The organism is Planctomycetota bacterium (assembly GCA_038746835.1).
In the GTDB taxonomy this organism is placed as follows: Bacteria; Planctomycetota; Phycisphaerae; order Tepidisphaerales; family Tepidisphaeraceae; genus JBCDKH01.
On the sequence record JBCDKH010000108.1, the window covers coordinates 1 to 12332 of the forward strand.

At 63.7% G+C, this 12332-nt stretch carries 9 protein-coding genes; 2 read left to right on the forward strand and 7 right to left on the reverse strand.

Annotated elements, in window-relative coordinates:
* Positions 1–947, reverse strand: a 947-nt coding sequence (locus AAGI46_11150) for a hypothetical protein (protein MEM1012761.1), incomplete at its 3' end; no start/stop codon positions are given.
* A gap of 264 nt (positions 948–1211) precedes the next feature.
* On the opposite strand from AAGI46_11150, the gene AAGI46_11155 reads away from it, so the two are divergent.
* Positions 1212–2165 carry a hypothetical protein gene (locus AAGI46_11155; protein MEM1012762.1) on the forward strand — a complete coding sequence of 318 codons (954 nt, stop codon included), beginning with the start codon at positions 1212–1214 and terminating at the stop codon, positions 2163–2165.
* 23 nt (positions 2166–2188) lie between these two features.
* On the opposite strand, the gene AAGI46_11160 is transcribed toward AAGI46_11155, so the two are convergent.
* The 5 genes from AAGI46_11160 to AAGI46_11180 all read right to left on the reverse strand — a co-directional run bounded on the left by AAGI46_11160 (position 2189) and on the right by AAGI46_11180 (position 8001).
* A complete protein-coding gene (locus AAGI46_11160; GenBank protein MEM1012763.1) occupies positions 2189–3889 on the reverse strand; it encodes a PA14 domain-containing protein in 1701 nt (566 codons plus the stop codon).
* Positions 3890–4030: 141 nt separating this feature from the next.
* Complete coding sequence (locus AAGI46_11165; protein MEM1012764.1) at positions 4031–4825, reverse strand: prepilin-type N-terminal cleavage/methylation domain-containing protein; 795 nt, start codon at positions 4823–4825, stop codon at positions 4031–4033.
* A gap of 72 nt (positions 4826–4897) precedes the next feature.
* Positions 4898–5632, reverse strand: coding sequence for a hypothetical protein (locus tag AAGI46_11170; GenBank protein ID MEM1012765.1), 735 nt, complete (start codon positions 5630–5632; stop codon positions 4898–4900).
* A gap of 59 nt (positions 5633–5691) precedes the next feature.
* Positions 5692–6912: a substrate-binding domain-containing protein gene (locus AAGI46_11175; protein ID MEM1012766.1), complete on the reverse strand. Its 1221-nt coding sequence runs from the start codon at positions 6910–6912 to the stop codon at positions 5692–5694.
* Between the two features lie 261 nt (positions 6913–7173).
* Entirely contained in the window at positions 7174–8001 is an 828-nt protein-coding gene (locus AAGI46_11180) for a hypothetical protein (GenBank protein MEM1012767.1), read from the reverse strand.
* A 165-nt stretch (positions 8002–8166) separates the two neighbouring features.
* On the opposite strand from AAGI46_11180, the gene ligA reads away from it, so the two are divergent.
* A complete protein-coding gene (ligA, locus tag AAGI46_11185; GenBank protein ID MEM1012768.1) occupies positions 8167–10506 on the forward strand; it encodes an NAD-dependent DNA ligase LigA in 2340 nt (779 codons plus the stop codon).
* A gap of 246 nt (positions 10507–10752) precedes the next feature.
* Here ligA and dxs read toward each other — a convergent pair.
* On the reverse strand, positions 10753–12332 hold a 1580-nt coding region (dxs, locus tag AAGI46_11190; protein ID MEM1012769.1), incomplete at its 5' end, for a 1-deoxy-D-xylulose-5-phosphate synthase.

Genomic DNA, 12332 nt, shown 5'->3' on the forward strand with positions numbered 1-12332 from the left:
CCGCCGCCGCCACCACCTCCGCCGCCACCCGACCCGCCGCCACCTCCGCCGGAGAGGGCAAAGGTTCCGCCTGTGTTCAATCCTGCGGCGCCGCCGAATCCGTTTTGACCGTTAGCGCCGTCGGCTCCGTTTCCGCCTTGATTTCCGGCAAAGCCGTTTTGTCCATCGGTGGCCGGGAAGCCGGGGAAGAATCCAAATCCGCCGAAACCGCCATTGCTTCCGTTTCCCGACGTGTTGCCCCCATTGCCCGCTGCTCCTCGCACACCAGGTGCTCCGCCGATTCCGAACGCGCCGCCGCTACCCGGCGAGTTGAAGCCGCTTGAGCCGCTGAAGCCGTTGGTACCGCCACCACCAGAGCTGCCGAGCCCACCTCCTGTTCCTGCTTGGCCATTGTTACCCGCTTGTCCGTCCTGCGTAGTGCAATCGATGAAGCCGCAGTCGGTCGATCCACCCACGCCACCGATCTTGATGTTCCCGAAGGGAAAGAGCTGAAAGCCACCTTCGCCCCCGGTGCCACCGGCTCCGCCGAAGCCACCCGATCCGCCTGAGGCGGAGAAATTGGCACCGGCTCCCCCACCAGGTCCCGGGTTAGCGGAGGTTGCCGAGAAGTCGAAGGTCGCGCCCGGGTCGACGCTTACGTTGCCGCCGACGGTCAAGCTGGCAGGGCGAATGCCGACGCCCGTGACTCCTGTGCCAGTTGGAATCGTGAGGTTGCCTCGGATGTTGAAGGTCGCGATGCCGTCCGCGGTCGAGGTGTTAAACGGCACACCGAAGATGGCCTGATCGTTCCCGTCACCGTCGCCCGAGACGGTCAAATTGGTCGTGTCGATGATCACCTGTCCCGACGCAAGCGGTGCAACAGCGAGTGCCGCCGCCGATGCGAGGGCGAGCGTGCCAGCGGAAAACGGACGCAAACGACGACTGCTGTGACAAGTGGCAAACGACATGATCTTTCCTCCCGGCGCCTCCCCCGAGGCACCTGTGATGAAGCGGCACACCCAACCGTGCCGTTGCGAAAACCCGAACGGCCAAACCGCCCGCGGCGGTCGCGTCGGGGTTGAGTTGTCCAACGCCCCGGGCCGAACCTACCTGCTGCACCGCTATCCGTCTAGCAGAAGAGGGCCGTGGCTCGCGCTTTGCTGCTGCTGCGGCAGCAGCTGCCTCGCCGATCCGACGTCCGCTTGGATGGGGTGGCGCGGCCGTCTGTCGTCATGTCCACTGCGATCCAAAAGCCATCTCCAGAAGGTCTCGAATCGGCGGCGGCGCGGGTCGACCGTGTTTTCGCGTTCATGTTCGCCAAGCCGGCTCGGGAGTGGGTCGAGCGGATCGTGCTGGTCGCGGCGTGCGTCGGCTTCCTCGTTCACCTCGGCCTGGTCGGGCTGGCACGACTGGGCTGGTTCGGGCTCGACCCCGAGGCGCAGCTGCTCGGCAATCCGATCGCGGCGGCGTACACGCCGTTCTCGCTCATCCTGGTGTACGAGGTCTACCTGCTCGTCTACTACCTGCCGAGCAGCACGACGCGCTACATCCAGAAGCAGTACGAAATCGCGACGCTCATCATCGTCCGACGCCTCTTCAAAGACCTCGCGGCCGTCGAGATCACGTCCGACTGGTTCCAGAACGCGGCCGACCTGAAGTTCACCTACGACGTGGCGGCATCGGTCGTGCTGTTTCTGCTGCTGTTCGCCTTCCTCGCGATCGAACGCCGAAAGCCAAAACCCATCCACATTCGCGAGGAAGACATGCGGCCGGGGCTGAGGCGGTTCATAACGTTTAAGAAAGGCGTCTCGATTCTGCTCGCGCCGGTGCTCTTTGTGCTGGCGGCGTACACGTTCGTCTCTTGGACGATCGGCGCGCTTTCACCCAGCGACGACCTGGCGGGCCGGTTGACCGACATCAACACGCTCTTTTTCTACGACTTCTTTGCGATTCTGATCGTCGTCGACGTCGTGCTGTTGCTCGGATCGCTGTTCTTGACCGACGCGTTTCACACCGTGATGCGCAACAGCAGCTTCATCGTCTCGACGATCCTCATTCGCCTCTCCTTCGGCGACGAAGGTCTGGTCAGCGTCGTCCTGATCGTCAGCGCCGTTGCCTTCGGCGTGCTGATGCTGTGGATCTACAGCTTCTTTGAGAAGGCAGAAGTCGAGGCATCGCCAAGTTGAACGCAGTGATCAACCGACGGCCGCTACTTCGCCGTCGCGTCGTCTGGACGGAGCTCGATGAGGATCGGGTCGCCTGAGATGATCAACTCCAACTCGTTCGTGTGCTCGACTCGGCTCGGCTCGTCGTTGTTGGCCAGTTGATACTCCGACAAGTGCATCCGATCTGGAAGCTTGAGCGAGACCTTGGTCTGATCGTCAAGCGATTCTGTTTCGAGCCAGAGGATCAGCAGAAACCGGCCGTCCGACGTTTTGAGCAGCGTCTGCATTGGCCAGACGCCTTCGTGCGTTTCGATCTTGAGTGCGAGCTCTCCGGCGACGCCACTCTCGCTGGCGGCTGCGTCGTCCTCGGTCCGTTCGAGCAACCGACGAAGCGCGTGGAACGCGGGACGTGGCTTGAAATGCCTGTCGAGCAACCCGAACTCTTTGGTCCGTTCTTGCACGGGCTGGTAGTGATACAGGGCGAACGTGTAGTTGAGGGGTGAGCCGGCATTGAAGCCGAGCAAGTGGTTTCGAAGCGTGTAGACCGCCTTTTCCCTCGGGCTGACTTGGCCGTGATCGAGATCGCCACTGTTCCAACCCATCTCCGTGATGATCCAGGGCGCATCTGGCGTCTGCTCTCGGACCTTGCGTTGGTGCTCGTAAAAGCGCGCGTTCGGCCACGCCATGTGATACTTGTGGATGTTGTTGAGCTCGACGTAATCGCCCAACACCACGCCCTCTGCATCAGCCAGGTCTGCGAGCACGTTGTCAGGACGCCAAGGCCCGGAGACCGTGCTGGCCGCTGCGATTGCAGGTCGACGTCTCTCGTCCGGTCCAACCACCGACGTCCGATCGGCGGTCAGTGCTCGATGCATGTCCTGCATGAAGAGCATGGTGCCTCGTGCCCAGCCGTCGCCCAAAGCGTTGCCGGTTCGGTGCTGACGACCGTGACCGCGATAGTTGAAGTTCTCCGTCTTGCCGTACGGCTCGTTCGGACCCTCAGCGATGATGAGGTAGTCCGACGCCCGCGCGACCCACTCGGCCATGTCGGCCATCATCTCATCGGGGTCGTCGATGGAGAACGACTCGCGAATGACGCCGCACACACCGATTCCGAGAGATTCGTGCAACTCGCGATATCGCGGGTCGAGATTGGCCGATTCCGTGACCCACGGATAAAAGTTCCCCCGGACGGTCGCGATGCCGAGTTCATCCAGCCTGGCTTTCAGCAGCTCGAACTCGTCATCGCTGAATCGCTGAAGCTTGTTCGTGACAAGGCCGATGGAACGGTGGAAGTCGGCCGCGTGTCGGGCCGGCATCGAAGCGATGGGAGCGGGTCCTGGCGACACCGACGTCATGGGCTTCACGGCACTACCAACGGAACCCACCGCAAGCGAGACGTCAGCTGGAACCTCACCCATGTCGGCCGCACGGACGTACTCGAGTCGAATCGGATAGGCGACTCCGGCCTTCATCGGAAGCACCACCTCGCTCAGGCGACGCCAGTGCTTTGCCGCAGCGATTGCCTCTTCGTACTCGCTTGCGTGCGCGTAGTCGATGACGAGCGCGCCGTTGACCCAGAGTCGCCACGTGTGCGTGCCCGTGACCTGAATCCGGTAGAGCCCGTCCGCGTCCATCGACGCCGACCCTTCGAAGACGACGTTGAACGCCGATTCCGCGTCCGCCGAGAGAACGGTGTCGATCGACGCAAGGCCGACGGCCTCGACGTCAACGACGGCATCCATGCGGTCATCGGCGTCCACATCGACGGTCGCACGGAACGAGGCTGATGCGCGTGGCGTCGAACAGACAAGACACGCCAGCACCACGATGGCCGTCACCCTGCTCAGCAGGTGCGGCTCACTGATCTTGTTGAAAAACACGGGTTATCTCCCGGGATAGATGAAGACGCGCGGGTCAGAAAGATCACGCTTGACGACGCCTGCTCGCACGGACAAGTCGTTCATCAACATCGAACGCTTTGCGTCGCGGTGGGGCGTTGAGATTTTGTAGCTTGTGGTAAGGAGCCCATTCGGTCCGGTGACCAAGCTCTCAGACACATTGAAAAAGGGCGTTCCAGGATGCTGCGTGGTCCCGGAGTTGTGCGTTTGCGACTCGATGACGATCGGGCGCAGCGGCCCATCTGCCGGGATGTGGATGACCCCGCCAACAACGACGTCTTGCGAAGGGATATCCACCAGCTTCCGCCCCTTCTTAGCGCCCGACGATTCGTCCCAGCCGACACGCGTCATTGCCTTGTAGCTGGAGAAGCCGACGAGATCATTGTTGAACGCATTGGTCCAGACGGTCTGCGACGGAACGTTGGTCAATTCATCCGCAGGGCAGAAAAAGGCGTCTTCCTTCGCGAAGTGGGCCCCGGGATCCGTCGGCACATAGTCGCCTTCGATGAGTCGACTGATCCAGCCCGATCCGTTGTTGCCGAGCCCCGTCGTGCCGTCGGCGTAGGGCAGCTCCGTGTCGTGTTCGTTGGCGTACATGAGCAGGCCAATGCCGACCTGCCGGATGTTGCTCTGACAAACGATCAGCTGCGCGGAGTTCCGCGCTGATGCGAGCGACGGCAGCAGCAGACTCACCAGCAGGGCGATGATGCCGATCACGACGAGGAGCTCAACGAGCGTGAATGCCGCTGGTCTTCCTTGAGTCAGACGATGGTCTTCCACTGGTTCCTCCAAACGAACGAGCGTGCAATGCAACGCACGCGTGTCCCGTCAAGGACACACGCACAAAGGGTCTCAAGACGCGGATGCCCTGCGACGGGCGGTCAGCAGCCCGAGGCCGAGCATGCCGGTCACGGCGGCACCCGGCTCGGGAACGATCTCGACGTTCAGTTCCTGGAATCGGAAGACGGTCTCACCTTCTGGGTTGGTGAATCCATCCTTGAAGGCCGTCGCGTTGACGCGGAGCGTGTCGCCCGCTCCGAGTGTGGTATCGGCGGCAAAGACGAAGTCGGCATCGGTGTCCACCACGATCGGTGTCCCGCCGTTGATCACGACTTCGTACTGCTCACCCTTGGAGCCGTCGATCCCAGAGACATTGAGTGAAACAAGTGTGGTCGGCGCAGTGAACGTGAACTCGATGAACTCGTTGCTGCGACCACCGCCGAGCGTGGAGTCGAGCTGGTTTGACTGGTCGTTGGTGAGACCCGAGTTGAAGCCCGAGTCGATACCCGAGCCATTGCCCGGCGAGCCAGCAAGCTGGAGAACCGAGTCGTTGGTCACGTCGGTAACGCCGTCCGCCGCCTTGTAGCCGACCACGAACGAAATCGACTGGCCGGTCAGCGAGTCGACGATCGTGTAGGGGTTCGGGTTGACGCCGGCAGTCGGAGTGATGGTGTCGAACTCGGCATCGCCGGAGCCTTCGTCGAAGTCAAAGGTCACTGGGATCGGGGCCGCCGACGCTTGAGGTGCCACGATCGCCAGAGCGAGCGTCGCGAAGCCTGCGGTCAGAGTGTGTCGCAAATCAGTCATTTTTCATCCTCCTGGGATGGACGTGGGTCCTTGAACTGGATCGGGCGAACAAAGAGGAGTTACGCCACTGTGCCGGTGTTCGCGAAGCCCGGCACGGGCGGTGAATCGGGGAAAAAGGGATTAATGACGAGCTTGGGCTCCACGACCCGCGTCACCGCTCCCGGCTCGCTGGCCCTGTTGCCGGTGCGATCGGCGAGCATGCTGACAATCGCCTGACCAAGGCCGTCGTGGTCCTTGTCGATGGTGGCGAGCAGCTGAAAATCTGCAACGACACTCGATTCGGGCGTGAGCCGGTAGTAGTTGTCGTAGCCGACAATGGGCACTTCGTGGTTCGGGTCGACACCCAGAACCTGCAACGCCTTGGCCACCGCGAACGCCACGCCGTCCGAGTTCACCATGATCGCGTCTGGCCGATCGTCACTGTGGAAGTGGTCGTACAGGTAGCCGACCATGAGCCGCACCTTGGCTTCGAATCCATCCACCGCGTTCATGCCGTCAATCACCGGCTGTGCGAACTCGAGTGTCGGCACGACGTCTAAACCGGCCTCTCGGCAGCCTGCCTCGTAGCCGGCGTCACGCTGATCGAGCCAGTACGGCCGGGTCGGCTGGTTCGGTACTCTGGACCACACCCGCAGAATGCGGCGTCGACCACGTCTGGCCAGCAAGTCGACGAGCTTTCGAGCACCGGCTTGGTGATCGGAAATCACCCGGTCGCATGCCTCGGGAATCAGCGACGACCCGTATGCGACGACGGGAATGCCGGCCGTCCGCAGTCGACGGATCGGCTCGGTGACGGTTGCATGAGCGGACGGTCCGACGGCGAAAATGACACCGGTCGGAGGATTCTCAAGAGTCTCCTCAAGCCGGTCACCGAGAAGCCGGCCAATGTCGACGGCGAGCGTGTCGAAAGCGGCGTTCGTGGCTGCTCGCGAAATGCGATCGACAATGCCCTCCATCAAACCCATCGATGCCGTGCTGAAACGGTTCAGCTCTGACACGAGCAGGATCGTCTCGTTCATGAGACCCGCCTTGGCGTTCTGTGCGACGGCCCAGCCGCGGCCTTCGACTCGCGAGAGCTTTCCTTCTCGGCAGAGCTCTTCGAGCACCAATCGAACCGTCGGACGAGACACGCCGACCGACGTCGAGAGGTCGCGCTCCGACGGGAGCAGTCCGCTCGGCCCAAACCGGTTCTCGTCGATGATCCGAGTCAGCTGGCGCTTCGCATCAAGCCTTGCCGGCTTCCGTCGGGTCGCAGGAGGCTGTCGCGCAGCAACTGGCATCAGCACAACCTACCACAATTTAACCATCGGTCAATCTAATTTCTTACTGGCAGATTACCGGCCGCACAAGCCCTTAATCTTACCATTGGAAGCCTGCGAGACGGCAGGACCAAAGCAGTCACAAGTAACTGCTGGACAACGGCTGAATGAGGGAGGGAGGGAGGGCGCGTTGGATAGCTCGGCCGATCGGATCGAATCCGGCCGTGCTGAAATGAGCTGATGGGTGAGCGTGCCCCGACACATCGGCGGCATGCCGATCAATCACTCGCCGTAGCTGGAGGGCGTTGTGGCGCTGCGGTACTCCTCATACGTCCGCTCGCCCTGGATGACCTCGGTGATGCCGTCGAAGTCGGGTTCCGCGGCGAGGGTCGCGCCGAGGCTGCCCAAACCGCAGGCGGTCGTGAAGATGAACAGGCCGGCACAGGCCAGGCCCCAGAGCTTCTGGCTCTGGGCGGTGATGGTCAGGCCCCAGGTGATGCCAGCCGTCCAGAAGCCGTTGGAGAGGTGGAACGTCGCGGCCAGGATGCCGATCGGATAGATCACCCAGCCGACCCACCATGCGGCGTGCATGTGGTTGACGGTGGTCTGCGTCGCCAAGGCTGGGATGAAGGTGACGCGATCGCCGAACTCGCCGCCGATGATGCCCTTCATGGTCAGGACGTGGAAGGCGATGAACAGCAGCAACACCCAGCTGGTGGCACGCTGTGCGGTGTAGGCCCAGTTCTTGGCAAAGCCGTAGCTGGTCACGTTGGGTCGGCCGGCGATGGCGACGAGGATGCCGTAGCCAGCGTGGAAGGTCAGCGGGATGAGGATGGCCGTCCACTCGATGGCGACGAGGAAGGGCAGGTCGTGAATCTTGTCGACCTGGCTCTGGTAGACGTCGGCCGGCACCTTGTCGCCGCCGAAGATGCCAGGGAAGGCGGACTGCAGCAGCGTCGCGTTGACGAGCAGGTGGACGACGATGTATCCGCCGAAGACGACGCCCATCAGCGAGTGGAGGCGCCGCAGTGCGAATCGGTGCGTCTCGAGGAACGCCGTGACCGGATTGGGCTTGGCGGACGCGTCGGAGGGCGGGGTGAAAGCAGTCATCGGGCGGAGCGATGATACGGCCAATCGGCGAGCGGCGGTTCACAACTGCTGCGTCAAAACCGGCCAATCCTGCCTGAAAACCTTGTCGAGACGGCGTATCAAAACGGCGCGAAACGCGAGATCGCCGTGACGAACAGGCTGGCGGCGGCGTTCTAACGTCGCGGCGTGAGTCGTGAGCGTGCCGAGGACCTCCGTCAACAGATCCGCCGACACGATCGGCTGTACTACGTCGAGGCCAAGCCGGAGATCAGCGATCGCGACTATGACACGCTGCTCCGCGAGCTGGCCGACCTCGAAGAAGCCCATCCCGAGCTGGTCACGCCCGACTCCCCCACGCAGCGCGTGGCAGGCGAGCCGATCGAGGGCTTCGAGACCGTCACGCACGCGGTGCCGATGCTGAGCATCGACAACACGTACAACGAACAGGAGCTTGTCGACTGGGGCGAGCGGACGTTCAAAGCCCTCGACCCCGAAGTCGCGCGGCTGACCCAGGACGCCGAAGCGGCAGCTTCGGGTCTGGACGCGATGAAGGGACAACGCGGTTCCGACGCCACCGACCGTCGCAAGTCGCTGCAGTCGCAAATCGACGAGCTCAAAGCCAAGCTCGCCCAGCGAGTCGAGGCCGCAAGCGATGACGGCTTCCCGATCCCAGGCGGCTATGTCTGCGAGCCGAAGGTCGACGGCGTCGCGTGCTCGCTGCGATACGAGGATGGTCAACTCGTCCTGGCAGCCACTCGCGGCGACGGGCGGCAGGGGGACGACATCACGGTGAACGTGCGGGCGATTCGCGCGGTGCCGACGAGGATGGTGAGGGGAACCGAATCCGCGGCTGGCGCCGCGGCGTCGGTGCCGAGCGTCTTGGAAGTGCGAGGCGAGGTCTACATGCCGGGGCCGAGCTTTCAGAGGTTGAACGCGGAAGAAGAGCGGGCGTTCGCGGAGCGGAAGCGGAAGGCAGAAGCCGATGCGATCGCCGCGGAGGAAGCGATCGCGAAAGCGAAGAAGCCGGACGAGGCGAAGGAGAAGGCCGAGCGTCTGCGAGAGCGAACGGCGTCCATGTCGTTGGAGCTGTTCGCCAATCCACGCAACGCAACGGCCGGAACGCTGAAGCAGCGCGACCCGAAGATCGTCGCCGAGCGAAGCCTCCGGTTCCAAGCCCACGGCCTGGGCGAGGTCATCGGGCTCGACGTCGACAGCTACCACGACACCCTCGGCCTGCTACGCGAATGGGGCATCCCGACGAGCGACTTTGCGACCAAAGCCGACTCGATCGCCGACGCCAAGAAAGCCGTCGACGCGTTCGAAGAGAAGCGGGGCGACCTCGACTACCAGACCGACGGCATGGTCATCAAGGTCGACGGGCTTGCCCAGCGCGAGCAACTCGGCTTTCGCACGAAGTCGCCCAGGTGGGTCATCGCGTACAAGTACGCGGCCGAGCAGGCGCAGACGACGCTGCGTGAAGTCACCTGGCAGGTCGGCAAGAACGGCACGCTCACGCCCGTCGCGGAACTGGAGCCGGTCTTCCTCGCCGGCACGACGGTCAAGCGCGCCAGCCTGCACAACATCGAGCAGATCGAACGCCTCGACGTCCGCGTCGGCGACACCGTCACCGTCGAGAAGGCCGGTGAGATCATCCCGCAGGTCGTCGGCGTCATCGAGGCCGAGCGACCCGCGGACGCCAAGCCGATCGAAGCGCCGACAGTCTGCCCCGAGTGCGGCATGCCGGTCGTGAAGGACCCTGACTCGCCGTACATCCGCTGCATCAATCCCGCATGTCCGAAGCAGCTCAAGGAGCGACTGATCTGGTTCTGCGCAAGAGGCCAGATGGACGTGGAGAACCTGGGCGACAAGCAAATCGAGGCCTTGGTCGACGCCGGGAAGCTGACGACGTTCGCCGACATCTATCGGCTGACGCCGGACGCCCTGATGGAACTCGGCCGGCTCAAGGAGCGCGGCGTGCAGCGGGTGCTCGACGGCATCGAGGCCAGTCGGTCGCGGCCGCTGGATCGGCTGCTCGCGGGGCTCGGCATCCGGCACATCGGCACGAGCAACGCACGCGACCTGGCCAACGCCTTTGGCAGCCTCGACGCCATCAGCAGGGCGTCGGCGACTGAGATCGCAGAAGTCGAAGGACTCGGCACGGTGATCGCGGCGAGCGTGCACGCTTTCGTCAACAGCGACGCGGGCCGGCACATCATCGACGAGCTGAAGGCCGTCGGCATCAACCCGACACAGGAACGTCAGACCGAACCGGTCGATGGTCCGCTGGCGGGCAAGCGCATCGTCGTCACCGGCAGTCTCGAGCACTTCACACGCGACTCCATCAACGACCGCATCCGCGAACTCGGCGGCAAGGCGGGTTCGTCCGTCAGCAAGAACACCGACCTCCTCGTCGCCGGCGAAAAAGCCGGCAGCAAGCTGAAGAAGGCGACGGACCTCGGCGTCGAAGTCATCAACGAGGCGATGTTCCTCGACCGCTTCGGAACGTCTGAAGACCCGTCATCCTGAGCGAGCGCAGCGAGCCGAAGGACCTCGCCTGGTCGAACGTGCAGAACCGGGCGAGGTCCCTCGGCTGCGCTCGGAATGACGAAACTGTCGTTCAGCCAGCTCTGGTGCCACTGCATCATTGCAGTGCTCGGGGCATACCACTGCAAGAATGCAGTGGCACCGGACGCTGCGACTGATTTGAATCCGCCCTAGCCGCGGAGCCCAAGCGAGGTCCCTCGGCTGCGCTCGGGATGACGGAAGCGTCGTTCAGCCAGCGACGACTTCGCGTGGCGCGTCGACGGACACAGAAACTGTCGTGCCGAGTTTCGCCCGCAGCGTTCGGGCAATGCCCGCCGCGTCGATGCCGGCCTCGGCGAGCTGGGCGGGGCGCGACTTAAACGCGATCATCCGATCGACGGGGTGCCCGAGTCGGACGACGCGGCTGGCGTCGAGGCCTTGACGCGAAGCCTCTTCGAGGAAGGCGCTGCCGAAGCCGCCTTCGACCATGTGGTCTTCGACCGTCAGGACCGGGTGATGATGGTCGAGCACGCGGGCGATCATCGCACCGTCGATCGGCTTGCAGAACCGGGCGTCGACGACCTCGACGCTGTGCCCTTCGGACTCGAGCAACTCCACCGCCGCCAGTGCTTCGGCGGCCATGGTGCCGTAGGCAACGATGGTCGCATCTGAGCCTTCGCGGAGCACGCGACTCTCACCGAGCTTGAGGTCGCTAGCCGCATAGTCGTCGGCCGGGACTTCGTCGCGTGGGTAGCGGAGGGCGACGAACGTTTCCAGCTCAAAGGCCAAGTCCAGCATGCGTCGCAGGTCCGCCTCGTCAGCCGGGGCCATGAGCACAGCATTCGGCATCGGCCGAAGGAACGACAGGTCGCAGAAGCCGTGGTGCACCGCGCCGTCGCTGCCGACGAAGCCGGCACGGTCCATCGCCAGAACCACCGGCTGCTCGTTGTAGACGACCTCCTGCCAGATCTGATCGAAGCACCGCTGGACGAACGTGCTGTAGACCGCGGCCAGCGGACGCAGCCCCGACTTGGCCATCCCCGCAGCCATCGCCATCAGGTGGCTCTCGCAGATGCCGGTGTCGATGTACCGATCCGGGTGGGCCTTCTCGAAGGCGGACAAGCCCGTGCCGTCGGGCATCGCAGCAGTGAGGGCCCAGACGCGGTCGTTGCGGCTGGCCAGGTCGATCGCGGCCTGAGCGAAGGCCTTGGTCCACGACTTGCCGCTGCTCTTGTTCAGCTCGACCCGGCAGCCTTCGACGCGGAAGCCGGCGGGCGAGTGAAGCGTCGTCGGGTCGGCCAGTGCCGCGTCGACGCCCTGGCCCTTGTTGGTCTTGACGTGAAGCAGGACCGGCTTGTCGACGTGCTTGATCTCAGCCAGGAACTGCACCAGCTCCGGCAGGTCATGCCCGTCGATCGGGCCCATGTACTTGAAGCCGAACGCCTCGAACAGCCCGCCCGCCCAGATCGCCGACTTCACGCCACCCGTGATGCCGTTCCAGGCGGCCATCATCGCGTCCTCGACGGCGTGGGGCATCTGCTTCAGGAAGCTCTTGGTGAGCTTCTTGAACTCTTCATAGGTCGTGCTGACGCGGACGCGCTCGAGGTACTCGGCAAACGCGCCCTGCGGCCCGCTGATGCTCATGCCGTTGTCGTTGAGCACGACGAGCAGCTGACGATCGAGCGTGCCGGCGTTGTTGAGTCCTTCGAATGCCAGGCCGTTGACGATGCTGGCATCGCCGACGAGTGCGACGACGTGGTTGTCCCGATCCATCGCCTTGTCGGCTCGCGCCATGCCGACCGCGGTCGAGATAGCGGTCCCCGCATGGC